Annotated in this window: 22 protein-coding genes; 21 read left to right on the top strand and 1 reads right to left on the bottom strand. The window is 37.0% G+C overall.

Annotated features, from left to right (window positions below):
* Positions 1-17 precede the first annotated feature (17 nt).
* The 14 genes from acpP (at position 18) to H3R21_RS00765 (ending at position 19,784) form a co-directional block, all read left to right on the top strand.
* On the top strand, positions 18-260 hold the full coding sequence (gene acpP, locus H3R21_RS00705; RefSeq protein WP_046307130.1) for an acyl carrier protein: 243 nt from the start codon (positions 18-20) through the stop codon (positions 258-260).
* Positions 261-381: 121 nt separating this feature from the next.
* Entirely contained in the window at positions 382-1,395 is a 1,014-nt protein-coding gene (locus H3R21_RS00710; protein ID WP_046307128.1) for an ABC transporter ATP-binding protein, read from the top strand.
* A gap of 2 nt (positions 1,396-1,397) precedes the next feature.
* Complete coding sequence (locus tag H3R21_RS00715) at positions 1,398-2,375, top strand: ATP-binding cassette domain-containing protein (RefSeq protein ID WP_198182353.1); 978 nt, start codon at positions 1,398-1,400, stop codon at positions 2,373-2,375.
* A gap of 2 nt (positions 2,376-2,377) precedes the next feature.
* Complete coding sequence (gene opp4B, locus H3R21_RS00720; protein WP_198182354.1) at positions 2,378-3,337, top strand: oligopeptide ABC transporter permease; 960 nt, start codon at positions 2,378-2,380, stop codon at positions 3,335-3,337.
* Positions 3,338-3,349: 12 nt separating this feature from the next.
* Complete coding sequence (locus H3R21_RS00725) at positions 3,350-4,270, top strand: ABC transporter permease (RefSeq protein WP_198182355.1); 921 nt, start codon at positions 3,350-3,352, stop codon at positions 4,268-4,270.
* A gap of 168 nt (positions 4,271-4,438) precedes the next feature.
* Positions 4,439-6,211, top strand: a complete 1,773-nt coding sequence (locus H3R21_RS00730) for an oligopeptide ABC transporter substrate-binding protein (RefSeq protein WP_198182356.1) — start codon at positions 4,439-4,441, stop codon at positions 6,209-6,211.
* A 388-nt stretch (positions 6,212-6,599) separates the two neighbouring features.
* Entirely contained in the window at positions 6,600-6,725 is a 126-nt protein-coding gene (locus tag H3R21_RS07505; RefSeq protein ID WP_255524803.1) for a hypothetical protein, read from the top strand.
* Positions 6,726-6,957: 232 nt separating this feature from the next.
* Positions 6,958-8,718: an oligopeptide ABC transporter substrate-binding protein gene (locus H3R21_RS00735; RefSeq protein ID WP_198182357.1), complete on the top strand. Its 1,761-nt coding sequence runs from the start codon at positions 6,958-6,960 to the stop codon at positions 8,716-8,718.
* 176 nt (positions 8,719-8,894) lie between these two features.
* Positions 8,895-10,664: an oligopeptide ABC transporter substrate-binding protein gene (locus H3R21_RS00740; RefSeq protein ID WP_198182358.1), complete on the top strand. Its 1,770-nt coding sequence runs from the start codon at positions 8,895-8,897 to the stop codon at positions 10,662-10,664.
* 232 nt (positions 10,665-10,896) lie between these two features.
* Positions 10,897-12,666 carry an oligopeptide ABC transporter substrate-binding protein gene (locus tag H3R21_RS00745; protein ID WP_198182359.1) on the top strand — a complete coding sequence of 590 codons (1,770 nt, stop codon included), beginning with the start codon at positions 10,897-10,899 and terminating at the stop codon, positions 12,664-12,666.
* A gap of 131 nt (positions 12,667-12,797) precedes the next feature.
* Complete coding sequence (rnc, locus tag H3R21_RS00750) at positions 12,798-13,484, top strand: ribonuclease III (protein ID WP_198182360.1); 687 nt, start codon at positions 12,798-12,800, stop codon at positions 13,482-13,484.
* A 12-nt stretch (positions 13,485-13,496) separates the two neighbouring features.
* Positions 13,497-17,060: a chromosome segregation protein SMC gene (smc, locus tag H3R21_RS00755; protein WP_198182361.1), complete on the top strand. Its 3,564-nt coding sequence runs from the start codon at positions 13,497-13,499 to the stop codon at positions 17,058-17,060.
* A gap of 2 nt (positions 17,061-17,062) precedes the next feature.
* Positions 17,063-18,325 carry a signal recognition particle-docking protein FtsY gene (gene ftsY, locus H3R21_RS00760; protein ID WP_198182362.1) on the top strand — a complete coding sequence of 421 codons (1,263 nt, stop codon included), beginning with the start codon at positions 17,063-17,065 and terminating at the stop codon, positions 18,323-18,325.
* A 34-nt stretch (positions 18,326-18,359) separates the two neighbouring features.
* Positions 18,360-19,784 carry a C69 family dipeptidase gene (locus H3R21_RS00765; RefSeq protein ID WP_046307105.1) on the top strand — a complete coding sequence of 475 codons (1,425 nt, stop codon included), beginning with the start codon at positions 18,360-18,362 and terminating at the stop codon, positions 19,782-19,784.
* 62 nt (positions 19,785-19,846) lie between these two features.
* Here H3R21_RS00765 and H3R21_RS00770 read toward each other — a convergent pair whose 3' ends face one another.
* Positions 19,847-21,274, bottom strand: coding sequence for an APC family permease (locus H3R21_RS00770; protein WP_198182363.1), 1,428 nt, complete (start codon positions 21,272-21,274; stop codon positions 19,847-19,849).
* A 205-nt stretch (positions 21,275-21,479) separates the two neighbouring features.
* On the opposite strand from H3R21_RS00770, the gene ylxM reads away from it, so the two are divergent.
* The 7 genes from ylxM to H3R21_RS00805 all read left to right on the top strand — a co-directional run bounded on the left by ylxM (position 21,480) and on the right by H3R21_RS00805 (position 26,236).
* Positions 21,480-21,821 carry a YlxM family DNA-binding protein gene (ylxM, locus tag H3R21_RS00775; RefSeq protein WP_046307101.1) on the top strand — a complete coding sequence of 114 codons (342 nt, stop codon included), beginning with the start codon at positions 21,480-21,482 and terminating at the stop codon, positions 21,819-21,821.
* Between the two features lie 3 nt (positions 21,822-21,824).
* Positions 21,825-23,252: a signal recognition particle protein gene (gene ffh, locus H3R21_RS00780; RefSeq protein ID WP_109715585.1), complete on the top strand. Its 1,428-nt coding sequence runs from the start codon at positions 21,825-21,827 to the stop codon at positions 23,250-23,252.
* An 85-nt stretch (positions 23,253-23,337) separates the two neighbouring features.
* Entirely contained in the window at positions 23,338-23,610 is a 273-nt protein-coding gene (rpsP, locus tag H3R21_RS00785) for a 30S ribosomal protein S16 (protein ID WP_046307097.1), read from the top strand.
* Between the two features lie 71 nt (positions 23,611-23,681).
* Complete coding sequence (gene rimM / locus H3R21_RS00790; RefSeq protein ID WP_198182364.1) at positions 23,682-24,197, top strand: ribosome maturation factor RimM; 516 nt, start codon at positions 23,682-23,684, stop codon at positions 24,195-24,197.
* Positions 24,187-24,912, top strand: a complete 726-nt coding sequence (gene trmD, locus H3R21_RS00795) for a tRNA (guanosine(37)-N1)-methyltransferase TrmD (protein WP_198182365.1) — start codon at positions 24,187-24,189, stop codon at positions 24,910-24,912. Before rimM ends, trmD begins: the two co-directional genes overlap by 11 nt.
* Before the next feature lie 113 nt (positions 24,913-25,025).
* Positions 25,026-25,373 (top strand): 50S ribosomal protein L19, encoded by a 348-nt coding sequence (gene rplS / locus H3R21_RS00800; RefSeq protein ID WP_046307093.1) that lies wholly within the window; start codon positions 25,026-25,028, stop codon positions 25,371-25,373.
* Between the two features lie 98 nt (positions 25,374-25,471).
* Positions 25,472-26,236 carry a nucleoside phosphorylase gene (locus H3R21_RS00805; RefSeq protein WP_198182366.1) on the top strand — a complete coding sequence of 255 codons (765 nt, stop codon included), beginning with the start codon at positions 25,472-25,474 and terminating at the stop codon, positions 26,234-26,236.
* Positions 26,237-26,386 lie beyond the last annotated feature (150 nt).

Raw genomic sequence — 26,386 nt, forward strand, 5'->3', positions numbered from 1 at the left:
ATAAAGGAGAATTGATAATGACTGAAGAAGAAATTTTCACTAAAATAAAGGACATTTTAGCCGATAATTTTGAAGTCTCTAAAGACAAGATTACAAAAGAAACGAATTTTACAACTGATTTAGATGCTGACTCAATTGATTTAGTAGAGTTCATTTTACAATTGGAAGATGAATTTGGTGCAGAAATTTCTGATGAAGATGCTGAAAAGATAAAAACAGTTGGCGATGCAGTTAGTTACATTGCTTCACATCAAAATTAATTTCAACAAATTTCAGGTTGATATTTGCATATAGCCATTTTGATGTATATAATTAGAAATTAAATAAATTTATTAAGTATCTTTAATAAACTTGTTGAAAAATTGAGAGGGGAAATGGCCTTTGGAAAAACAAAGTGATCTCTTGCTAGATATCCAGCATCTTCATACTGCTTATCGTCTAAACGGAAAGTTTTACGATGCAGCAGACGATGTCAACATTACTCTGAAGCGAGATGAAATTTTATCAGTCGTTGGTGAATCTGGCTGTGGTAAGAGTACAATAGCCGCAAGTATTATTGGTTTATATGACCATAAAAATACAAAAGTAACTGGAGATATTCTATACAATGAATTAAACCTTGTCGGTTTAAATGAATCTCTATTTGATAAGATTCGTGGAAATAAGATTGGTATGATCTTCCAGGATCCACTAGCCAGTTTAAACCCACTTATGCGTGTAGGCGACCAAGTTGCAGAAACTCTGTACTACCACACCGATATGAATGAAAAAGAACGCCATGAACGCGTGATTGAATTGTTCAATCAGGTTGGTATGCCAAAGCCGGAAGAAACATACTCAATGTATCCCTTCGAACTTTCAGGTGGCTTGCGCCAACGTATCGTGATTGCCATGGCAATTGCCTGCAAACCAGAAGTTATTATTGCAGACGAGCCGACTACAGCCTTGGATGTAACTATTCAAGCACAAATTCTTGATTTACTTGAAGATATTCAAAGACAATCTCATTCAGGTATTATTTTGATTACTCACGACTTGGGTGTTGTGGCAGAAACAGCTGATGAAGTTGCTGTTATGTATGCCGGTCAAGTAGTTGAAAAAGCAGACGTTAAGACAATTTTCAACAATCCGTTACACCCATATACACGTTCATTATTGAACTCAATGCCTCAATCTGATGATACAGATGAAGATTTACACGTTATTCATGGAACCGTTCCATCATTGATAAACATGCCACGAGAAGGGGATCGCTTTGCGGATAGAATTCCGTGGATTCCTGCTAGTGCCCATGAAAAGGAACCAGTCATGCATGAAGTTGAGCCAGGTCACTGGGTGAGATGTACATGTTGGAAGACGTTCCACTTTGATGATTCTGAAGCAAGTGGGGAGTAATTATGGCAAAAGAAATTATTCAAGTAAAAGATTTAAAGGTACATTATCCAATTAGATCTGGTTTTTGGAATCGTATTACTGATTATGTTCGTGCAGTTGATGGTGTCAGCATCACTATTAACGAAGGTGAAACATACGGTTTAATTGGTGAGTCAGGTTCGGGTAAGTCAACAACAGGAAAAGCAATTGTTGGTGTTGAACCAGTAACAAGCGGACAAATTATTTATCATGATGTTGATATTACAAAGTCTAAGAATCGTCGTAAGTTAAACTATAACAAAGATGTCCAAATGATCTTTCAGGACTCAATGTCTAGTTTGAACCCTAGAAAGCGAATCGAAGACATTATTGCTGAACCAATTCGTAATTTTGAGAATTTAACCACTGATCAAGAACGTGATCGTGTACAAGAGTTATTGGACATCGTTGGTATGCCAAGTGACTCAATTTATAAGTACCCACATGAATTTTCTGGTGGTCAGAGACAAAGAATTGGTGTTGCACGTGCGGTTGCAACAAATCCAAGGCTGATTGTTGCCGATGAGCCAACAAGTGCTTTGGATTTGTCGGTTCAGGCGCAGGTTTTGAACTTTATGAAGCATATCCAACAGCAATATAACATTGCGTATTTGTTTATTTCTCATGACTTAGGTGTTGTTAAGCACATGTCTGAAAACTTGGCTATTATGCACCGTGGTCGTCTAGTAGAAATTGGTAGTCGTGAGGACATTTACAACCATCCAATGCATATTTATACTAAGCGGTTGCTTTCAGCAATTCCTGTTGTTGACGTTGAACACCGTGCAGAAAACAAAAAGCACCGTGAAGAAGTCGAACAGGAATTTCAAAATGACCAAAGTAAGTGGTACGATCAAGAAGGTCGTGTCTTTCCACTGCAACAAGTTTCAGGTAAGCACTGGGTTGCTTTGCCAAAAGATGAACTTGAACGTGAAGAGCTAAAAGAAGAAGGGAGAAATTAATAATGTGGAAAACAGTCTTAAGACGAGTATTAATTATGATTCCTCAGGTGATTATCTTGAGTCTTTTGATCTTCTTCTTAGCTAAAATGATGCCTGGTGACCCATTTAGTGGCCAAATTAATCCTAATACTGATCCAAAACAACTTGAGGCTTTAAAACGTGCTGCTGGTTTGTACGATCCGATACCAGTGCAATATGGTCGCTGGGTTGGTAACTTATTTAAAGGTGACTTAGGTACTAGTTATATCCAACATGTTCCAGTAACTTCACTAATTGCTGACCGTGCTGTAAATACCTTTTGGCTCGCGCTGTTAACTACTACCATAAGTTATGGAATCTCAATTCCTTTGGGCATTACCGCTGGTCGTCACCAAGACGAATGGCAAGATCAAGCAGTTCAAATTTTTAACTATGTGACTTTTGCAGTACCACCATTTGTCTTCTACATCTTAGGAATTTGGCTATTTGGTTTTACTTTAGGTTGGTTCCCAATCTCAGGTTCTGTGTCACCTAATGCTTCTGGTTTCTGGGGTACTTTAGGTAGTCAAATTTATCACATTATTTTACCTGCTTGCTTGGTTGCCTTAATTACAACCACTTCAATTGTACAGTATTTAAGAACTGGTATTGTTGATAATAAGGTTGAAGATTACGTTCGTACAGCCCACAGTAAGGGTGTTCCAGAAAATGTTGTTTTCCGTAAGCACATTTTACGTAACTCACTTTTACCAATTGCCTCTTCATTTGGTACAACAATTACTGGATTATTAAGTGGTTCAATGATCGTTGAGTCAGTCTTCAGTTATCCAGGAATGGGTAAATTGTTCCTTGACTCAATTGGTCAACGTGATTACACAACCTTAACAGCACTAATTTTAATCTTTGGTATTCTAACTTTACTCGGTAATTTATTATCAGATATTATTATGAGTATTGTTGACCCACGAATCAGAATTAAGTAAGGAGGAAAAGAAATGTCTGAAAAGAAAGAAAATACTTCAACCGAAGAAGTTAACAAGAAAAAAGTTTCTGCTCCTGCTTCAAGCATTAAAGTGATTGCGCGAGAAATTTTAAAAGACAAAGTTGCTTTAACTGCATTTATTGTCATAATTGCAATTTTACTATTTACCTTTGGTGGTTCACTTTTCTTGAACGCCGAAAAGGTTACTGAAACTAACATTATTGATGCCTACTATGGTTGGGGAACCAATGGACACTTATTAGGTACTGACGATGGTGGTCGTGATATAGTGAAACTATTGATTATGGGTGGACGTAACTCAATTCTTATTGGTATGGGTGTTACTGCTATCTGTGAAGTTGTCGGTTTGGTTGTCGGACTAGTTTCAGGTTATTATGGTGGTTACATTGATGCAATTATCATGAGAATTGTTGATTTTATTCAAGTTTTACCTGTAATGCCTATCGAAATTGTTTTGGTAACAGTTATTCCTCACTATAGCCCATTGAGTTTGGTTTGGATAATTTCAATGTTTGGTTGGACTGGAACGGCAAGGTATTTTAGGGCCTTCATTCTTTCCCAACGAGGTCGTGATTATGTGTTAGCGTCAAAGACTTCTGGCTCGTCTGACTTTAAGATTATGTTCCGTGAAGTGTTACCTAACATTACCTCAATGATTATCATCGACGTTGTTATTGCAATTGCAAGTAACATTGGTGTTGAAACAACTCTTTCATTCATCGATTATGGTTTACCATCTTCTGTGCCTTCACTCGGTACATTAATTGGCTTTGCAAATGACCCAGTTAACGTTGTTAGTCGTCCTTGGTTGTGGCTTCCAGCAACGGTTATGTTGTTAGCTATTTCACTTAGTATTAACTATGTAGGTCGAGCATTACAACGTGCAGGTGATGCAAGACAACGTGAAAACTAAAAAATAAAAAGACTTGTGAGAGCAAGTCTTTTTTGTTGCAACGAAAAATAGTAGAAAGTGGTTTCATTTAAAAGTGGCGGCAAATATGTTAAAATTATTACATTAGCTTATTCCAAGAACATACGGAAATTTATTATTCATTGATTAGATAGGAGTTTTTAAATAATTATGAATAAGTCAAAAATTCTTCGTTCCATAGGTTTAGTGTCTGCTGCGGCTTTAACACTAGTAGCCTGTGGTAAAAGTAATAATACTGCTAATGATGAAAATGCTAAGACAGCAAGTAAATTTCCTCAAGCAGTGCCAGAAAAAGAGGCTAAGCAAGGTGGTACTTTAAAGTACGCAATTAAGACAGATACACCATTTACTGGTATTTTCTCAGATGAATTATCAACTACTGCAATTGATAGTTCAGTAGCTGAACCTGGTGAGGAATCATTGTTTGATACTGACGACAGCTACAAAATCACTAATAAAGGTCCAGCAACTTTTAAACTAGACCGAAAAGCTAAAACAATTACAATTACAGTGAAAAAGGGTGTGAAGTGGTCTGATGGTAAGCAAGTAAATGCTAAGGACCTCGAATACCCATATGAAATCTTAGCAAACAAGAAAACAAAAGCACAAAGATATAGCAGTCAATTCGAAGAAATTGTTGGTATGAAAGAATACCACGATGGGAAAGCCAAAACAATTTCAGGAATTGAAATGCCAGACGGTGAGTCAGGTAGAACTATTGTTTTGCACTTCAAAGAAATGAAACCAGGGATGCTTTACAGTGGTAATGGTTACTTCTGGGAATCAGCAGCGCCATACCACTATTTGAAGGATATTCCTTTTGATAAATTACAATCATCTGATCAAATCAGAAAGAAGCCGATGTTCTTTGGTCCGTTTAAAGTTCAAAAAATTGTCCGTGGACAATCAGTTACTTGGGTTCCTAATAAGTACTATTGGCGTGGTGAACCAAAACTAGCAAAAATCGTTTCACAAGTAGTTTCCGATAACTCAATTTCGCAAAGTATTAAAAGTAATAAATTTGATGTTACAGAAGTAGTTAATTCACAATGGAATGAAGTTAAGGATACTAAAAATGTTAACTTTGTAGCGCAAATCCCTCTTAGCTACCACTACTTAGGCTTTAAAGTAGGTAAATGGGACGATAAGCAAGGCAAGAACGTTACAGATCCTGGGGCCAAGATGAATAATAAGGCATTGCGTCAAGCTATGGGCTATGCAATGAATGTTTCATCTGTTGATCAACATTATACTTCTGGTTTAAGCTTCCGCATCCCAACTCTAATCCCTGCTCAATTTGGTGATTACTACGATAAAAGTGCCAAAGGTTATGATTATAACTTGAAAAAGGCAAATCAGCTACTTGATAAGGCTGGCTATAAGAAGAAAGGTAAATGGCGTGTTCAACCTAATGGTAAGCCATTAACCATTAACTTCTTGGCAATGACCGGTAGTTCTGTTCAAGAGCCAACCGTTCAAAACTATATTCAACAATGGCAAAAAGTTGGCCTGAATGTAAAGCTTGTCGGTGGCCGTTTGAGTGAATTTAATTCATTCTATGATAAGATTCAAAACGACAACCCTCAAGTTGATGTGTTCATGGCTGGCTGGAGTTTAGCGAGTGAGCCATCGCCAGCAGCGCTTTATGGTGAAACTTCTCCAATGAACTACACTAGATTTGTTACGCCAAAGAACAGTAAACTATTGAAAGAAATTGATTCGCAAAAATCATTCAATCATAGCTACCGTGTAGATAAGTTCCATGAATGGCAAGATTACATGAATGACGAGGCTTACGTAATTCCTCTAGATAACTCATACAAAGTAATAGCTGTTAATAAGAAGATAACTGGCTACTCAACAAATCCATCTGAAAATTCAAATGGACACCAATTATGGTATAAAGTTGGCTTTACTAAATAACTAAGTTTATAGCAACACCTCAAGATATTATCTTGGGGTGCTTTTGTTTGCTTTTTTATTTTAAAAACAGAACTACCGGTTACCATTTTTAATTCTGAACTTGAAGGAGTACTTTTATGAAAAGAGCAAAACTAACTTGATCGGCAGGGATGCTGAGCTTTGCTGCGCTGACTTTGGTAGCATGTGATAAAAAAATAATACGGATAACACCGATAATGCAAAAACGTCAAGTCGCTTTCCTAGTGCAATGCCTAAAAAGGAAGCCAAACAAGGCGGCACTGTACGGGAGCATTGGAAACAAATGCCCCTTTCACAGGGATCTTTTTAGATGAACTTTCTGTCACTAGTTTTGATGCTCAAATTGCTTATCCAGGTGAGGAATCATTATTTGCAACTGATGACTACTACAAGTCAACTTGAATACATTAAGGGGATGAAAGAATATCACGAGGGCAAGGCAAAGACCATCTCAGGCTTAGAACTGCCAGACGGCGAAATCGGTAAAACCATCTGATTCAAATGCTGTTTGGTTTAAGGTTGCTTATATCAAATAAAAGCTCAAGCAGAGCTTGAGCTTTTTAAATTATGAAAAACAATTTATTATAATTAAACCTGATTTAGTATATATTAATAATAAAATTATTTATTTATTAAAAACATATTGATATTTTAATTAAATATGCTAGTATTTTATTATTAACTTGTTTCCAAGAAAATACTCAAATTAAAAAAAGGAGTAGGTATAAATGAAAAAGTCAAAAATTTTAGGGTCTGTCGGAATTGCCAGCTTGGCGGCTTTGACACTCGCTGCTTGTGGTAAAAGCAACGATAATAACGCTGAAGAAGTAAAGAAAGCAAGCAAGTTTCCAACTGAGATGCCTAAGAAAACCGCCAAGCAGGGTGGTACCGTAAAATTTGCTATTGAAAGTGACTCACCATTTACAGGTATTTTTGCTAGTGAATTATCGACTACACTAACTGATTCTAATGTAGCTTCACCAGGTAATGAATCGTTATTTGACGTTGATGATGATTACAAGATTAATGATAAAGGACCAGCTACCTTAAAAATTGATCTTAAAAATAAAACGGTAACCATTACTGTCAAAAAAGGCGTTAAATGGTCGGATGGTAAGCAGGTAAACGCTAAAGATCTTGAATATTCTTATGAAATCATAGCTAATAAAGCGACTAACTCACAACGCTATACATCTTCGCTACAATCTATTAAGGGGTTGAAAGAATACCATGATGGTAAGGCAAAGACTATTTCTGGTCTTGAGCTACCAAATGGTGAAAGTGGTCGTACTTTGATTATTCATTATACTGAATTAAAACCAGGCATGTATAATAGTGGTAATGGCTATTTTAGGGAAGGAGCTGCACCATATCACTATTTGAAAGATGTACCATTTAGTAAGCTTGAATCTTCGGATAAAATTAGGAAAAATCCCATTTTCTTTGGCCCGTATAAGCTTGAAAAGTTAGTTCGAGGTCAATCAGCTACATGGGTACCAAACAAGTACTATTGGCGTGGTAAACCAAAATTAGACAAGATTGTTTGTCAGGTTGTTTCAACTAATTCTGCTTCTCAAGCAATCAAGAGTCATAAGTTCGATATTGCTGACGTAATTAACTCCCAATGGAAACAAGTAAAAAGTGCAAAAGATTTTACTTTTATTGCAAATGTACCATTACAATACACTTATATAGGATTCAAAGTAGGTAAATTTGATACTAAAACAAGTAAGAGTGTCATGGATCCAAAGAGTAAAATGAATAACAAAGCTCTTCGACAAGCAATTGGCTATGCAATGAATGTGGATCAAGTTAACAATAAGTATAACAATGATTTGAACTTCAGAATTCCAACTTTAATTCCGGCACAGTTTGGCGACTATTTTGATAAAAGTGTTAAAGGGTATTCATATAACCTTAAGAAAGCCAATGAAATTTTGGATAAAGCTGGTTATAAGAAAAAAGGTAAATGGCGAGTTCAACCTAACGGAAAGCCTTTAAAAATTAAATTTATGGCTAAGCCAGATTCAGCTGTTCAGGAGCCAATCGTCCAAAACTATATTCAACAATGGCATAAAATTGGTTTAAATGTTAGCTTGTATAATGGACGTTTAATAGAAATTAATTCATTTTATGATAAAATTCAACGTGATGCTCCTGGTATTGATATGTTTATGGCTGGTTGGAGTTTATCAAGTGAACCTTCGCCTGCAGATCTTTATAATGAAGGAGCACCATTTAACTTTACTCGATTTGTAACTCCTGAAAATGACAAATTGTTGAAAGAAATGGACTCGCAAAAAGCATTTAATCATAAATACAGAGTTGAAAAATTCCATGAATGGCAAAAATATATGAATGATCAGGCATATGTTATTCCAATTAATAATTCGTATTCAATTACTGCCGTTAACAGTAAATTGACTGGGTATTCAGTAGAACCGTCCCATAGTAATTCACTTTGGTATGAAGTCGCATACGCTAAATAAGTAAAAAACTCGAGTTTTACTCGAGTTTTTTGTTGCTTTTGAATAATAATATAAAAAACTTAACTTTTAATTAATCAAATTATTGCAATTATCATTTTTAATGCTAAGATAAAATGGTTAACTTGTTTCGAGAGCTCAGTTAAATTCTTATTTATTTAAGAAGGAGAATCTCGCTTATGAAAAAGAGTAAGTTTTTAAGTTCGTTAGGAGTTGTGACTGCTGCAGCCCTAACATTGGTTGCATGTGGCAAAAGTGAAAGCTCAAACAATGAAAGTGCCAAATCAGCAAGTAAGTTTCCTGTAGAAACTAAGAGTAAGGCAGTTAAACAAGGTGGTACAGTTAAGGTTGCTGAAGAAGTAGATACTCCATTTACAGGTGTTTTTAATGAAGAACTGCAAATGAGTACACCTGATGCTGAAGTTTCGAGCCCAGGTCAAGAATCGCTGTTTGATACTGATGATCATTTCAAGATTAATGATAAAGGTCCAGCTACTTTAAAGCTGGATCGTAAGGCTAAAACAGCTACAATTACAATTAAAAAGGGCGTAAAGTGGTCTGACGGCAAACAAGTAACTGCTAAAGATGTTGAATTTGCTTACGAAATCATTGCCAATAAGGCTACTAACTCACAGCGTTATTCGTCTCAATTCAACATTATCACTGGAATGGAAGAATACCACGAAGGGAAAGCTAAGACTATTTCTGGTATTGAAATGCCTGATGGTGAAGATGGTCGAGTAGTTGTATTACACTGCAAGGAATTAAAACCAGGGATGTATTACAGTGGTAACGGTTATATTTGGGAAAATGCTGCTCCTTACCATTATTTGAAGAATATCCCATTTTCTAAACTTGAAAGCTCAGACGAAATTAGAAAGAGACCTCTGTACTTTGGTCCATACAAGGTTCAAAAGATTGTTCGAGGTCAATCAGTAACATGGGTGCCAAATAAGTACTACTGGCGTGGTAAACCAAAATTAGATAAAGTTATTTATCAAGTAGTATCACCAAATTCTGCTTCACAGTCAATTAAGAGCGGTAAGTTTGATATTGCGCGGGTTATTAACAGTCAGTGGAAGGAAGTCAAGGGAACTAAGGATGTTACCTTTGTCGCTCAAATTCCTTTAGCATACCGTTACATTGGCTTTAAAGTTGGTAAATGGGATGCTAAGAAGTCCAAGAATGTAATGGATCCTAAAGCTAAGATGGGCGACAAGTCACTTCGTCAAGCAATGGCTTATGCGATGAACACTGATGCTGTTTATAAGCACTACACAGACGGTCTAAGTTTCCAAATTCCAACTTTAATTCCTGCACCATTTGGTGACTATTTCGATAAGAGCAATAAGGGTTATACATATAATCTTAAGAAGGCTAACCAAATTTTAGACAAAGCTGGTTACAAGAAGAAGGGTAAGTGGCGCACCACTCCGGAAGGTAAGCCTTTAACAATTAACTTTATGGCAATGTCTGGTCAAGCAATCAATGAGCCGATTGTTCAAAACTTTATCCAGCAATGGCATAAAGTTGGTTTAAATGTCAAATTGCTTGGTGGTCGCTTGACGGAATTCAATTCATTCTACGATAAAGTTCATCATGATGATCCTAAGGTAGATGTATTTATGGCTGGTTGGGGACTATCATCGGAGCCATCACAAGAGCAAATGTTTAGTGAAGGAACAATGTCCAACTATACACGTTTTGTAACTCCTGAGAACACTAAGTTGATTAAGGAAATGGACTCACAAAAAGCCTTTGATCATAAGTACCGAGTTGATAAATTCCATGAATGGCAAAAATACATGACTGATGAAGCGTATGTTGTTCCAACTTACAATGAGTATCAAATTGACGCTGTTAACAGCAAACTAACAAATTATTCACTAAAACCTTCTAAAATGAATAATGGACACCAATTGTGGTATCAAGTTGGTTATGCTAAATAAAAATTGAATGAGCTTTAAGCTTAATCTGGCAAAAGAGTAAAGAAATCTAAATTTCTTTACTCTTTTTTGTCAAATTGATAAGAAAATGCACCTATCATAAGCGATTGATTGGATAATAAAAATAAATTAAATAAATATTAATTTTTATATTGATTTTATAATTTTTGATGGTATTATTAACTTGTTTCTAATACTCAATTAAAATTTTACGAATTAAGGAGGAACACGCTTTATGAAAAAAGGTAAATTTATCAGTTCCCTAGGTATTGTGTCAACAGTTGCTTTAGCACTAGTTGCTTGTGGTAAGAGCGGTAATGGAGGTAATGAGGGCGCTAAGACGGATAGAAAGTTCCCAATTGAGTCTCCAAATAAGACTGCTAAACAAGGTGGAACGATTAAAATAGCATTAGAATCTGATACACCATTTACTGGAGTTTTTAACGAAGAGTTGCAAAATGATCAGCCTAGTGCTGATGTGTCAAGTCCTGGTCAAGAATCTCTCTTTGATACAGATGATGAATATAAAATTAATGATAAAGGTCCAGCAACATTAAGGCTTAATCGTAAAGCGAAAACTGTTACGATTACAATAAAAAAGGGCGTTAAGTGGTCGGATGGTAAACAAGTAACCGCTAAGGACGTTGAATTTGCCTATGAAATTATTGCTAATAAGGCAACTAAGTCACAGCGTTATTCCTCCCAATTTAATATCATAAATGGTATGGAAGAATATCATGAAGGTAAAGTCAAGACAATTTCCGGCATTGAAATGCCAGATGGTGAAGAAGGTCGAGTAGTTGTATTACACTGCAGTGAATTAAAGCCTGGCATGTATTACTCTGGTAATGGATACTTCTGTGAGAATGCTGCACCATATCATTATCTTAAAGATGTTCCTTTTTCTAAGCTAGAATCGTCTGATCAGCTCAGAAAGAAGCCGTTATATTTTGGACCGTACGAAGCTCAAAAAATTGTTCGTGGTCAAGCTGTAACTTGGGTACCTAACAAGTACTATTGGCGTGGTAAACCAAAATTAGACAAGATTGAATACCAAGTAATTGCTACAAATTCAGCTTCTCAGTCAATTAAGAGTCATAAATTTGATATTGCTCGAGTTGTGAACAGCCAATGGAAAGAAGTAAAAGACACTAAGGACGTAAACTTTGTTGCCCAAATTCCATTAGCCTATTTCTATATGGCATTTAAGGTTGGGAAGTGGGATGACGCAAAGTCTAAGAATGTGATGGATCCTAAGGCTAAGATGGGTGATAAGTCACTTCGTCAAGCAATGGCATATGCGCTTAACACGGATTCTGTATATAAGCACTATACTGATGGCTTGAGTTTCCAGGTCCCAACCTTGATTCCTGCGCAATATGGCGATTACTTCGACAAGAGTAACAAGGGCTATACCTTTAATCTCAAGAAGGCTAATCAAATTTTAGATAAAGCTGGTTACAAGAAAAAGGGTAAATGGCGTACAACTCCTGATGGTAAGCCATTAACGATCAACTTATTAGCTAAGGCCAAGACCCCGATCGACGAACCAATTATTCAAAACTACATCTTACAGTGGAAAAAGGTTGGCTTGAATGTTAAGCTGGTCGGTGGCCGTTTAGCCGAGTTTAACTCCTTCTATGACAAGGTTCAACATGATGATCCTAAGGTTGACGTCTTTCTAGGTGGATGGACACTTTCATCTGAACCTTCACAGGAACAGCTCTATAGTGAAGGAACCATGCAGAACTATTCACGTTTTGTAACTCCAGAAAACACTAAACTGTTGAAGGAAATGGACTCACAAAAAGCCTTTGATCATAAATATCGTGTTCAAAAATTCCATGAATGGCAAAAGTATATGAATGATGAAGCATTTGTTGTTCCAACATACAACGTATATCAAATCGACGCTGTTAACAGCAAACTGACGGGTTACTCATACAAGCCGTCTAAGATGAATAATGGACATCCACTATGGTATCAAGTAGCTTTTACTAAATAAAAGTAATCTTGATTAAGGTTGATAGACCAAATAATATAGAAAACTATTACATGAATTTGATGTAATAGTTTTCTTTTTCATTTTTAAAGGTAAAAACTGGTATAATCTATAAAGAAAAAGGGGTTGAAAAGATGGTCAGTACAAAATTTATTAATCAATTAAAAACCAAATACAAGATTACCTTTAATAACCCAAAATTATTAGAGGAAGCTTTTACCCATTCATCGTATGCCAACGAGCATCCGAATGATGGCGTTCGTGACTATGAAAAACTGGAATTTTTAGGTGATGCAGTTCTTGAATTAGCCATTTCAGATTATTTGTATCGTAATTTCCCTCAACTTAATGAAGGGGAACTAACACGGATGCGGTCAAATATTGTGGATACCGAGGGCTTTGCTAGGTTTGCACAAGAATTTTGCTTCCCAGCTGAAATTAATTTAGGTCATGGTGAGGAAAAAGCAGGAGCAAGAGCCAGAAAAACGCTCTTGGAAGATGTTTTTGAAGCATTTAACGGTGCACTTTTTCTTGATCAAGGCATGAATGCGGTTGAGCACTTTCTAAGATTAACGGTTTTCCCAGAAATTGATGCTGGTAATTTTGATGCATCGCGGGATTACAAAACGGACTTACAAGAATTTTTACAACAGGACGGACCGGTTAAAATTGAATATCAAGTAATAAAAGAAGTTCAGACACCTTCTAGTTTTACTGTTCAGTTAGTTGTAAATGGGAAAGTGGTTTCTCAAGGAAATGGGCATAATAAGAAGGCAGCAGAACAAGAAGCTGCTAAGGTTGCCTTAAACGAACTCAATTAGGAGGATAAGTGTTTGCCATTAACAGAACTTATCATTGATGGTTTTAAATCATTTGCTGAAAAAACTAAAATTGAATTTGACACTGGTATTACCGGAATAGTTGGCCCAAACGGTAGTGGTAAAAGTAACATTACTGAAGCAATACGTTGGGTAATGGGTGAATCGAGTGCTAAGTCACTACGTGGGTCAAATATGAAAGACGTCATCTTTGCAGGTAGTGAATTTCGTAAGCCCGCTAATCGCGCTGAAGTTTCAATGATTTTTGATAACAAAAAACGTGAACTCAATTTTGATGATGACCACGTAATTGTTACCAGAAGAATACTGCGTTCCGGGGATAATGAGTACTTAATCAATAAGCGTAGTGTTAGGCAAAAAGATATCCGTGCTTTGTTTCTGGACTCCGGAATTTCTCAAGATAGTCTTGCAATTATTTCACAGGGGCGAGTAGATCAGATTCTAAATTCCAGACCGGAAGAAAGACGAAGTCTATTTGAGGAAGCTGCTGGAATACTACATTTTAAAAAGCAAAAAGAAGAAGCCAGTGCTCAATTAGACCAAACTACTGAAAATCTAATCAGAATTAACGATTTGGTCAAGGAACTGGAACAACGAATTGAACCGCTACATGAGCAAAGCTCACTTGCTAAGGAATATCAGTTTCAAAAAGATAGTTTAGATGAAGATTTAAAAACTCTATTAGCATTTGAAATTGAAGACTTAGATGAACAAAAAAAGGCAGTTCAAGAAAAAGCTGATCAAAACCAAGTTCTTTTATCAAAGCTTGATAGTGAAGTGAAAGAATCTCAAGCAGCTGTTGCTGCCAAGCGTTCAGAGTACAAAGCAGCAAATGATGAACGCGAACAAATTCAGGAAAAACTACTTGCTTTGACAAAGAAACTTTCTGATTTGAATACTGAATTGCAGGTTGCTGAGCAAAGCAAACAGTATAGTGAAGCAACAAAGAAAGAGTATCAGAAGGAGCTAGCAGATCTAAAAAAGCAGATTGCTGACTTACAAGAAGAATCTGCGGCGCTACTTCAACAAAAAAAGGAACTGGCTGAAGAACAAGCTCAGCTGAAAGATAAAAGAACTAAGCTAACCGAGCAATTGGATGAAAATCCAGAGCAATTAAATAAGAAATTAGACGATCTAAGAGCTGATTATATTCAACTTTTGCAAGATCAAACCTCTAATAATAATGAAATTGTTTATTTAAATTCAGAACTTAAGCGCACTAGCGATGATAGTGATTACCAGAATGATGATGTAGTTAATCAGCTAGAAAAAGCGGATAGTGAGCTTGAACGGCTACGTGAACAAGGAAAAAAATTAAAAGAAAAACACCAAAGAGCTAGAGCCGATGTAAAGCAATTGACTGACAAGCAAGCTAGTCAACAAGCAACTTTAGCTAATTTGCGTCAAGTAGTCAGTGATAATAACCAGCGCTATAGTCAGGTTAATGCTAGGTATGAAGCACTTAAAAACATTAGAAACCGGCATGAAGGCTATTATTATGGTGTAAAAAATGTGCTTAATAACTTAAGTGATTTTCCAGGAGTTATTGGTGCGGTTGGAGAACTAATTACTTTTTCGGCTGAATTTGAAGCGGCAATGACTACTGCTTTAGGTGGAGGAGTTCAAGATCTTGTCACCATTTCTCGCACTAGTGCGCGGGATGCGATTAATCGATTAAAAATGAATCATAGTGGTCGTGCCACTTTTCTACCACTTGATGGTTTAAGAGTAAATGAAATACCTTCCTCAACAGTTAAGATTGTTGAATCTTATGACGGCTATCAAGGGATAGCAAGCCAGCTTGTCAAAAGCTCTACTGAAGAAGATATTAGTGCTGCAATCTGTTATTTGTTAGGCAGCACAATTGTGGTTGACACAATCGATAATGCAATGAAGATTAGGCAACGAGTTGCTCGGTATCGCATTGTTACACTCGATGGTGATATTATTTCGCCTGGTGGTTCAATGACAGGTGGAGCGCGAAATCAAAAAAATAATTCCCCGCTCCAGACTGTTTCTGAACTTAACCAATTAAAGAAAACACTTGCTCAACTGAAAGAGCAAATGGCAAAGGATCAAGTGCAGTTTACTGAACTATCTGATTCTAGTGATTCTTTAACTGAAGAAATTACTCAGCTACAAAACAAGGAACGAGAATATAGCAGAGACTTAGGTGAAGCTGCTCTTTCTTTTCAAAATCAGGAGAAGGAAGTTAATCGATTAAAGGCTGCCAAACGTTTGCTGGAAGCTCATCAACAAGAACGTGACGTGCAAATTGCAAAGATTAAAGAAAAGATTTCGTCAGCTGAAAAACAAAAAGCTGATTTTGTCAAAAAAATTGACCAACAAAAAGAATTAATTAGCAAGATACAAGATAGAATCAAAAACTTTACCGAGCTTAATCAAAAAGTTCAGGCACAGCTTTCTGAATTAGATCCGCAAATTGCTGTTTATACTAATAAGTTGGAAAACTTAACTAGACAAGAAAATGACAAGGCCGTAAGCTTGAAACAGCATCAAGCTCAGCTTAAGTCTTTGTCCGAAAAATTATCTTCCCTCAGTCATAGTGGCGAGCTAGACCAGGCTAAGAAAAAGCAAATGGATGAAGAAATTAAGCAAGGCTCTATTGAAAAAGAAGAATTACAAGCTAGTTTAAATAATCTTAGTTCAAAGCTGGGACAATTTGATGCTAAGATTAATCAGCTCGATCAAGTGGCAAGTAGAAACTATGATTTGCGCAAAGATGCAGCAAGTGAACAAGAAGACTTCTCAGTTAAGATTGCTCGTCTAACTAGTCAAATTGATCAGCGACTTGACCAATTAAGTAAAGATTATTCTTTGAGTTTTGAAGCTGCTTTGAATCAGGCGCAAAGCCCAAATAGTCAAGAAACCCGTGAACAACTTCAAAAGAGTGTAAAATTACACAAAATGTCACTTGAAGATATTGGGCCAGTTAATTTAAAGTCAATTGAAGAGTATGAGAATGTTAAGCAACGGTACGACTTCCTTAACAATCAACAAAATGACTTAATCAAGGGGCGTGACAATTTACGCGAATCGATGGCCGAATTGGATCAAGAAGTTAGTTCAAGATTTGAAGCGACATTTACCGCAGTTGCTGAGAGCTTTAGTCAACTATTTCCAGTAGTTTTTGGCGGCGGTAATGCTAAACTTGTTTTAACTGATCCGGACGATATGTTAACTACTGGAATCGAAATCATGGCAGAGCCACCTGGTAAAAAGTCACAACGTTTAAGCTTACTTTCCGGTGGTGAGCGTGCTTTAACTGCGATTACGTTATTGTTTGCGATGCTAAAATATAAACCTGTTCCGTTCTGTGTTTTAGATGAGGTTGAGGCCGCTCTTGATGATGCTAATGTAACTAGGTTTGCCAACTTTTTGGAAGAATATGATATGCATACTCAGTTCATTGTTATTACGCATAGACGTGGAACGATGGAACGCGCGGATCAGTTATATGGGGTAGTAATGCAGGAGTCGGGAGTTTCGCAGGTACTTTCGGTTTCATTAAAAGAACTAAAAGATGAGGTGAATTAACTTTGGGATTATTTGATAAGATAAAAAAATCTTTATTTGGTGAAGATGAAAATACAGATAAAGAAACCAAAAAAGATGAGAAAGCCGAAGAAGAAAACGGTGAAAAAACAGCTAATGGTGAAGAACCGGCACAAGACGAAAACATAGAAGAAGCTGAAACAGCAGAAGAAAATCCGGAAGATGATTCTTCGAATCAATCTAGCGATGCTGAGGAAGAGCAGACTGAACAAGATAAAGAAGATACTGCCCAAGAAGATGTTGATTCTGACTCAACAGATAATGAGGAAAATGAAGTAGAGGATCAAACCAGTTCTGAAGAACAACAATCTGAAAGTCAGACTGAGTTATATGAAAAGGGATTAGAGAAGACGAACCAAGGTTTTGGTGCTCGTTTGAATCGCTTTTTTGCACAATTCAGAACGGTTGATGAAGACTTCTTTGATGATCTAGAAGAGCTGTTAATTGAATCAGATGTTGGTTACGAAACGGCGGAGCAGTTAACCGATGCTTTGAGGGATGAGGCTAAACTACAAAAGGCTAAATCTCGCGATGATCTTAAAAAAGTTATTGTTGAGAAAATGGTTGAGCTATACGATCAAAATGGTGACAGCGAAAACGAAAAACTAAGTCATCATGATGATGGCAAGACTAACATCTATCTTTTCGTTGGTGTTAATGGCGCTGGTAAAACTACCACAATTGGAAAATTGGCCAAACGTCTTAAAGATGAAGGTAAATCTGTTTTACTTGCTGCTGCAGATACTTTCAGAGCTGGTGCAGTTGAACAATTAGTTGAATGGGGTAAACGTGTCGATGTTCCTGTTGTTACCAGTAAAGAGCAAGCCGATCCAGCCTCGGTAGTTTATGATGCAACTAAGAGAGCAATAGACGAACAAGTTGATTACTTGCTAGTTGACACTGCTGGACGCTTGCAAAACAAAAAGAACTTGATGAATGAGCTTGAAAAAATAGAGCGAACAATTAAAAAATTAGCTCCTGACGAACCAACAGAAACGTTGCTTGTTTTAGATGGCTCAACTGGCCAGAATGCATTACTTCAAGCAAAAGACTTTGACAAAACAACTAAATTAACGGGTTTAGTTTTGACTAAATTAGATGGTTCCTCTAAAGGTGGGGTTGTCTTGGCAATTAGAAACGAAATGAAATTACCTGTGAAATTGGTTGGTCTTGGTGAAAAAGCAAGTGATTTAGCCGATTTTGATGCCGCAGACTATGCAGTTGGTCTTTTCCACGATTTGGTTTAAGATATAAAGATAGAACAAAAAGAGGAGATACTTGATGAAAGAATATAGCGCATGTACCACAATTTTAGTAGGTAAAAATGCTTCTGTTGACGGTTCGACTATGATCTGCCGAAACGATGATACTTTTCGTCCAATTACACCACAGAAGTTCATTATCGAACCTGCCGCAAAAGGTGAAAAGGGCCGTAAAATTAAGTCTTGGCTAAACAAATTTGAAATGGATTTGCCAGAAGATGCTCAAGCAGTTCCAGCAGTTCCTAATGTTGATTATAAAAATCGTGGTTACTACGATGAAAGTGGAATTAATCAAGAAAATGTTGCAATGTCATGTACTGAATCAACTTATGGTAATGAACGTGCATTGGCCTATGATCCCCTTGTAAAAGATGGTCTTGATGAAGATTGTATGCAGACAGTTGTTTTGCCATACATTCATTCTGCTAGAAACGGTGTTGAGTACTTAGGGAAATTAATTGCTAAATATGGTTCACCAGCTGGAAACTCTGTTCTGTTTGGTGATAAAGACGAAATTTGGTACATGGAAATAGTTACCGGTCATCATTGGGTAGCTGAACGTATACCAGATGATGCATATGCTGTAGCAGCTAATCGTGTTTCAATTGAGCAAGTTGATTTTGAAGATACTGACAACTTCATGTGGAGTGACGGTATTCGCGAGTTTGTTGAGGAACATCATTTGAATGTCGATCATGAAGGCTGGAACTTCCGCCATATTTTTGGTACTTACAGTCAACAAGATCGTTTTTACAACACTAACCGTGTTTGGTATGGTCAAAAGTACTTTAATCCAGAGATTGAACAAGATCCAACAGACGGTGATTTGCCATTTATTAGACGTGCTGCTAAAAAAATCACTCGTGAAGATATCGAATTTGTTTTAGGTAGTCATTATCAAAACACTCCATATGATCCTTTTGGTAAGGGCACTGAAGAAGAAAAGCACCGCTTCCGTCCAATTGGACTTAATCGTACTCAAAATGCGCATATCTTACAAATAAGAAATGATGTGCCAGACGACAAGGCTGCTGTAATGTGGCTTTGTATTGGTGGACCAACATTCACGCCATTTGTTCCATTTTTTGCTAATATGAATGATACTGATCCTTCATATAACAATACTTCAATGGATTACAATATGGATGACGCTTGGTGGTACTACAAGTCACTTGCAGCGTTGGTAGAGAGTCATTACCCACAATTTGTTCAGTTAGATACTGATTACTTGAATGAACTGAACCAATACTATCGTCACCGTGTACATGACGTTATTGAAGGTGCCGGTGAAAAATCTGGAGCTGAATTGACTGCTTACTTAACGAAGGCAAATCAAGAGACCGTTGCATATACTAGAAAACGTTCAGAAAAATTATGGGCACAAATGATGATTGATTCTATCAATATGTCTAAGCTAACCTTTAATATGGATGCTAATCTATAAGTCACTTTTAGAGATAAGTGAAAAAACCTCCTAGTTTTTACTAGGAGGTTTTTTAATGCTATTTAATTTCGTTTATCCATCGTTGAGTGTCTGATTCCGTAAAAGCAATAAATAATAAGCCCAATAATGGTCCAGAAGAACATGTATTTTTTAGCTTGCATGTCTAATCCCCAGAAAACAGCGAAAGATCCTAAGAAAGCTAAGAACGGTAAAACCGGATACCATGGCATTTTAAAGGCTGGATCAGTAATATCTTTTCCTTCACGCGGACGTAAGCGATAAATTCCGATTGAAACGAACATAAAGGCAATTAAAGTTCCTGCAGATACCAATTGCGTTAAAAAGGTAAACGGTATGAAGGCAGAAATAAAGATAGCAATAATTGCAACTGTCCATAGCGAACATGTTGGACGACGAGAAGCCGATAATTTTCCTAATTTTTTAGGTAGCATCCCATCACGACCAAACGAATATATCAAACGTGAACTAGCCAAGCAAAGGCCAATTAAAGCAGTAAACATGCCTAGAACTGCAATAGATTGGACAATAACTGCGACCATGCCATGACCCGTTTGTCTTAATGCGTAGCCAACTGGTTCTGCTGAATTAAGGTATTGTTGATAAGGGACCATTCCTACAAGAACTAGACTAACAGCAACAAATAATGCAACTGAAATAAGCAAGGAACCGATAATTCCACGCGGCATTGTCTTTTGCGGATTGACTGCTTCAGCTGAATTTGAAGCGATTGTGTCAAAACCTAAAAAGGAAATGTAAATCATTGAAACGCCAGCATATATTCCTTGCCAACCCCCAAAAGCACCGTGGCTAGTAGGCCGGTATGAAGGAACGAAGGGAATGAAATTAACTTTTTGTACTGCGGTTAGACCAACAACAACAAATAAAAGGATTGCCAGAACTTTTGTTACAACTAAAACATTTTCAATTTTTGAAGCTTTAGATACACCGCAACTAACAATCAGAGCAGCTAGTGTAATCGCAATTAAGGCAATGAGATCAAAGAAGCCGCCGTTTACTCCTAAAGGGTTAGCTAACGCATTTGGTAGTTGCCACCCAAGTGGAGCAATTAAAGCGCGGAAATTGGCTGAAAGCCCAGAGGCGATAAAGGCCATTCCAATAAGATATTCAGCAAGTAGTGCCCAGCCAGAAATCCAGCCCCAGAATTCGCCGAAGATAACATTAATCCATGAATAAACTGAGCCTGCAAATGGCATTGCTGCTGCCATTTCAGCGTAGGCAAATGCAACCAAACCAGCAACAATTGAAGCAATTACACAGGAAATTGCAACGGCGGGACCCGCGTGCAGGGCAGCAACTTCACCAGGTAGGGTAAAAATTGAGGTTGAAACAATTGTTCCGACACCTAAAGCTAAAAAATCTCGGACTTTTAAAGTGCGGACCAAGTGACCATCTTTTTCCTGATAAATGGCTGGATTTTCTTTCCGATTCATTTTTTTCCAAAAGTTCAAACAAAAATCTCCTTAGTGTTATATTAAATTTAACAAGCAAAAGCTTGTCATTACTGTATTCTTACCTTTTAGTCAAAATAGCACCGTAATGATACAAGCTATTATCTTTGAATGCAAGAAACTTTAATTGGATTTTTTAGGTAAACTCATCTTTCTAGATCGTCAAGTACGCGCATTTTTGCTATACTGGTTCAAGGTGAACGCAATGGATGAACTAACAAAAAATGAAGTCCTAGGTGATTTATACGCCTATTATGGAAAATTATTGACTAAAAACCAGCAAAGTTATTTTGAAGATTATTATTATAATGATCTTTCTTTGGGTGAAATTGCTCTGAATCATCAAGTTTCACGGCAAGCAGTTTATGATAACTTACGGCGCTGCCGCACGCTGCTAGTCAATTATGAGGAAAAACTGCATATGCAAAAAGACTATAATGAGATTGAAGAGAAGTTAGGTCAAATTTCCATTGCAATTAAAGAAAAACAGCAAAATCAAGCTTTAAATGATATTAACGAGTTATTGCACAAAATGAGGGGAGAATAATTCATGGCGTTTGAGAATCTAAGTGAAAGAATTCAAAAAGCTCTACGCAATTTATCTGGTAAGGGTAAAATTTCTGAAGAGGACATCAATAATGCCAGTCGTGAAATCAGACTAGCTTTACTCGAAGCGGATGTTAACTTTAAGGTTGTCAAAGACTTTATTAAAAAGATTAAGCAAGAAGCCTTAGGAAAAGAGGTTCAAGAAAGCTTAAATCCGGGTCAACAAGTCATTAAGATTGTTAATGATGAATTGACTAAAATGATGGGTGAGAGTGCCACAACACTCAACAAATCTAAGCACATTCCTACTATTATTATGATGGTTGGTTTGCAAGGTACCGGTAAAACGACAACTGTTGGTAAGCTAGCTAATCGTCTGATTGAAAAAGAAAAAGCCCGTCCTTTATTGATTGCGGGCGATATCTACCGACCTGCCGCAATTGATCAGCTTGAACAAATAGGTGATCAATTAAAGGTTCCAGTTTATAGTCAGCGGGATGAAAAAGACGTTGCGCAAATTGTAAAAAATGGTCTGCAACAGGCTGATCAAAATAAAAATGACTATGTCATTATCGATACGGCTGGTCGACTAGAAATTGACGAACCATTGATGGAAGAGCTTGAGCAAGTTAAAGCAGTTGCACATCCAGATAATATTTTGCTTGTAGTTGATGCAATGACTGGTCAGGCAGCAACAGATGTAGCAAAGGGGTTTGACAGCCGCCTAGATATTACCGGCGTCATTTTGACTAAATTAGACGGTGATACTCGAGGCGGTGCAGCTTTATCAATTAGAGCTGTGACTGGAAAGCCAATTATTTATACTGGACAAGGTGAAAAATTAACTGACCTTGAACAATTCCATCCTGACCGGATGGCTTCCAGAATCTTGGGCATGGGTGACATGCTTACTCTGATTGAAAAAGCTCAGCAAGATTACGATGCCAAAAAAGCTGAAGAAGTAGCAGAAAAGATGAAGGAGAATACTTTCGACTTTAATGACTTCGTTGATCAGCTTGAACAAGTTGAAAAGATGGGACCACTAGACCAGATTGTTAAGATGATTCCTGGAATGGCTAATAACCCTCAGCTAAAAAATGTCAATTTTGATAAAAAGCAAATCGTCTATGTTAAAGCAATTATTTCTTCAATGACAGAAGAAGAGCGTGAAAATCCTGAATTGTTAAATCCAAGTCGCAGAAGGAGAATTGCTGCTGGATCTGGTAGACCGATTGTTGAAGTTAATCGAATGATTAAGCAGTTTAAGCAAGCTCGTGACATGATGAGTAAGATAACCAAAGGGAATTTAAAAGGAATGGAGAATATTCCTGGTATGGATTCACCAATGGGAAGAATTGCAATGAGAAGAATGGGCAAGAAGTTTAAGAAAAATAAGAAGAAGCGAATGAAGGTCAAACGTTATCATTCTTAGTTTTTACCTGTTAAGGGAAAAAGCTTTACACCCTCAAAAAAACATGCTATATTATTATTCGTAAGTTTTAGGAGGATATTAATTTATGTCAGTAAAAATTCGTATGCGCCGTATGGGTGCCAAAAGAAAACCTTTCTACAGAATAGTTGTTGCAGATTCAAGAATGCCACGTGATGGTCGTTTTATTGAAGAAGTAGGCTACTACAATCCAGTTTCAGAACCTAAGGAATTGAAGCTTGATGAAGACAAGATTTTTGAATGGTTGAAGAAGGGTGCACAACCTTCAGATACTGTACGTTCACTTCTTTCAAGCGCTGGCTTAATGAAGAAGTTGCACGAATCAAAATTCAACAAATAATTGAATTTGTTAGAAAAAGTTTGGAGTAGTTTGCTTCAAACTTTTTTCTTGGTTTAAATTTAGGAGAAAAGATGCAGTTTTATGACGTTGCGCGCATATTGACGACACATGGTTTAACTGGAGAAGTCAAAGTAACGCAAATTACCGATTTCCCAGATGAACGGTTTGCTCCTGGGAGCAAGTTATCATTGAAAGATGATCCGCAAACGGAATTGACAATTAAGAGTAGCAGACCGTTTAAACAATTCTGGCTTATTCAATTTGAAGAGATTAATCAAATTGAGCAAGCAGAATTACTCAAGGGAAAAATCTTGGTTGTTAGCGAGACTGAACAACATGAACTGCCACAAGGCTATTATTATTACCGTGATATTTTAGGATGTTCGGTTATTGATAATCAAGATGGTAGTGACTTGGGCAAAATCACTGGAATTGAAACTCCAGGAGCTAATGACGTTTGGGAAATTACTGAAGAATCAGGCAACGAGTATTTAATCCCCTATATTGATGATGTTGTCAAAAAAGTCGATGTCGACGCTAAAAAAGTTTATGTAGAACTATTGGAGGGCTTGCGAGATGAAAGTTAATATTCTGACACTTTTTCCGGATATGTTCACTCCTTTAACAACTTCAATGCTTGGCCGTGGTCTTGAAGACGGTAAATGGGAACTAAATTTAGTTAACTTTCGTGACTTTACTTCTGATGTTCATCATCATGTTGATGACACTCCATACGGCGGCGGTGCAGGCATGGTTTTACAGATTATGCCAATTAAAAAAGCACTTGACTCACTTGCCAATAAAGGTAAAGTGATTATTACAGCTCCACAAGGAAAGACTTTCAATCAGAAAATGGCACAGGAATGGTCAAAAGAAGATAATTTGACTTTTATTTGTGGCCATTATGAGGGTTTTGATCAGCGTGTTTATGATTTAGCGGATGAAACTGTCTCAATCGGAGATTATGTTTTAACTGGTGGAGAATTACCAACGATGAGTATGGTAGACGCAACTGTACGGCTATTACCTGGTATTTTGGGTAACGCAGCTTCTCCAGTTGAAGAAAGCTTCGCACATGGCTTATTAGAATACCCGCAGTATACTCGACCAGAAGATTTTGAGGGAATGAAGGTCCCAGCTGTCTTGACTTCTGGTAATCATCAAAAAATTGATGAATGGCGTCATAAAGAGTCGCTACGAGCAACATACGTGCATCGGCCTGATTTACTGAAAAATTATGAACTGAGTTCTCAAGAAAAAATCATGTTAGAAGAGATTAAACAAGAAGACACAAAGGCTTGATTTTACAAGCTCTCTTTGCTAAGATAACAAAGGTGCAATTGTAATGTACTAATAGTTATGGGTGTTCCGCTGGCGTAGATAATCGTTGATGAATGCCGAAGAAGGAGAAAAATATGGATCCATTAATTCAAGAATTAACTAAAGAACAATTACGTGATGATATTCCTGACTTCCGTGCTGGTGACACTGTTCGTGTTCACGTACGTGTTGTTGAAGGTTCTCACGAACGTATTCAGATGTTCGAAGGTGTTGTAATCAAGCGTAAGGGTGCAGGTATTGCTGCAACTTATACTGTACGTAAGATTGCTTCTGGTGTTGGTGTTGAACGTACCTTCCCAGTAAATGACCCTCGAGTAGCTAAGATTGAAGTATTACGTCACGGTCGTGTACGTCGTGCTAAGCTTTACTACTTACGTGAACGTCATGGTAAATCTGCAAGAATCGCAGAAAAGCGTCGTTAATTCACGCTTAAATAAAAGAGAATCACTCCGTAAAGGAGTGATTCTTTTTTGTTTATGTTAAAATATTCATTAAAATATTTTTAATGAGGAAAAGAACTATGAAAGAACCATTTTTGTTAAATTTTGATCCTGAACCGCGGGCGGTTTTAGAACCAGATCATGAAAAAAAGATTAATAACTTTCGTTTTCAGCCTAAGTTACTGTTCGCATTCTTAACTCCTGATGTAATCAGTGATTTTTTGGCTCGTTATCCTCATAAAAATCTTGGGTTCTTTGACTGCTTTGAAGGAGAAACCCCAATATATGAGGTTGATTTAGATGGACAAAAAATTACTTTTTGTCAGGCAAAAATAGGTGCTGCAGCTGCTGTAGAGCTATTAGATTGGCTAATAAGTTATGGTGTTAAACAGATTTTAGCAATAGGATCAGCAGGCTGCTTAGTTGATTTACCAGAGAACTATTTTCTAGTGCCTACAAAAGCTATTAGAGACGAGGGCACATCCTTTCATTATATGAAACCAGGAACGTATATTGACTTAAAGTCAGAGTTTTTAACTAAGACCAAAAAATTGCTGAATGAAGAAGGTCTTAAGGTTGAAGAAGTAACTACCTGGACTACTGATGGTTTCTTTAGGGAAACAGTCAAGAAAGTAAAGCAGGCCAAGGAATTTGGAGCTTCTTGTGTAGAGATGGAATGTGCAGCAATGGCTGCGTGTGCACAATTTAGAGGGGTCGACTTTGCACAAATATTATTTACGGCAGATTCTCTTAAAGACATAGAAAAGCATGATGAAAGAGGCTGGGGCAGGGATGCTCATGAGGCAGCCATTAATTTGGCGGCAAATATTATAGCCAACATTTAATTTCCAACTTTGTGAAAAATGGAAGTGTGAAACCAATGTGAAACCATGCTGTATTTCACAAAGTTTAAAACAAATATTGATATAACAGCATTCAATACTGAGATAACTTCAAAAAATTGTGAATTACATTTTAATAATTGCTGTGGAAAG

The sequence above is a fragment of the Lactobacillus sp. W8172 genome (assembly GCF_016102055.1).
Classification (GTDB): Bacteria; Bacillota; Bacilli; order Lactobacillales; family Lactobacillaceae; genus Lactobacillus; species Lactobacillus apis_A.

What these genes read in the sequence shown, in the direction of transcription:
- acpP (WP_046307130.1), top strand. Translation starts at nt 18, where the DNA reads ATGACTGAAGAAGAAATTTTCACTAAAATAAAGGACATTTTAGCCGAT.
- H3R21_RS00715 (WP_198182353.1), top strand. Translation starts at nt 1,398, where the DNA reads ATGGCAAAAGAAATTATTCAAGTAAAAGATTTAAAGGTACATTATCCA.
- opp4B (WP_198182354.1), top strand. Translation starts at nt 2,378, where the DNA reads ATGTGGAAAACAGTCTTAAGACGAGTATTAATTATGATTCCTCAGGTG.
- H3R21_RS00725 (WP_198182355.1), top strand. Translation starts at nt 3,350, where the DNA reads ATGTCTGAAAAGAAAGAAAATACTTCAACCGAAGAAGTTAACAAGAAA.
- H3R21_RS00730 (WP_198182356.1), top strand. Translation starts at nt 4,439, where the DNA reads ATGAATAAGTCAAAAATTCTTCGTTCCATAGGTTTAGTGTCTGCTGCG.
- H3R21_RS00735 (WP_198182357.1), top strand. Translation starts at nt 6,958, where the DNA reads ATGAAAAAGTCAAAAATTTTAGGGTCTGTCGGAATTGCCAGCTTGGCG.
- H3R21_RS00740 (WP_198182358.1), top strand. Translation starts at nt 8,895, where the DNA reads ATGAAAAAGAGTAAGTTTTTAAGTTCGTTAGGAGTTGTGACTGCTGCA.
- H3R21_RS00745 (WP_198182359.1), top strand. Translation starts at nt 10,897, where the DNA reads ATGAAAAAAGGTAAATTTATCAGTTCCCTAGGTATTGTGTCAACAGTT.
- rnc (WP_198182360.1), top strand. Translation starts at nt 12,798, where the DNA reads ATGGTCAGTACAAAATTTATTAATCAATTAAAAACCAAATACAAGATT.
- H3R21_RS00765 (WP_046307105.1), top strand. Translation starts at nt 18,360, where the DNA reads ATGAAAGAATATAGCGCATGTACCACAATTTTAGTAGGTAAAAATGCT.
- ylxM (WP_046307101.1), top strand. Translation starts at nt 21,480, where the DNA reads ATGGATGAACTAACAAAAAATGAAGTCCTAGGTGATTTATACGCCTAT.
- ffh (WP_109715585.1), top strand. Translation starts at nt 21,825, where the DNA reads ATGGCGTTTGAGAATCTAAGTGAAAGAATTCAAAAAGCTCTACGCAAT.
- rpsP (WP_046307097.1), top strand. Translation starts at nt 23,338, where the DNA reads ATGTCAGTAAAAATTCGTATGCGCCGTATGGGTGCCAAAAGAAAACCT.
- rimM (WP_198182364.1), top strand. Translation starts at nt 23,682, where the DNA reads ATGCAGTTTTATGACGTTGCGCGCATATTGACGACACATGGTTTAACT.
- trmD (WP_198182365.1), top strand. Translation starts at nt 24,187, where the DNA reads ATGAAAGTTAATATTCTGACACTTTTTCCGGATATGTTCACTCCTTTA.
- rplS (WP_046307093.1), top strand. Translation starts at nt 25,026, where the DNA reads ATGGATCCATTAATTCAAGAATTAACTAAAGAACAATTACGTGATGAT.
- H3R21_RS00805 (WP_198182366.1), top strand. Translation starts at nt 25,472, where the DNA reads ATGAAAGAACCATTTTTGTTAAATTTTGATCCTGAACCGCGGGCGGTT.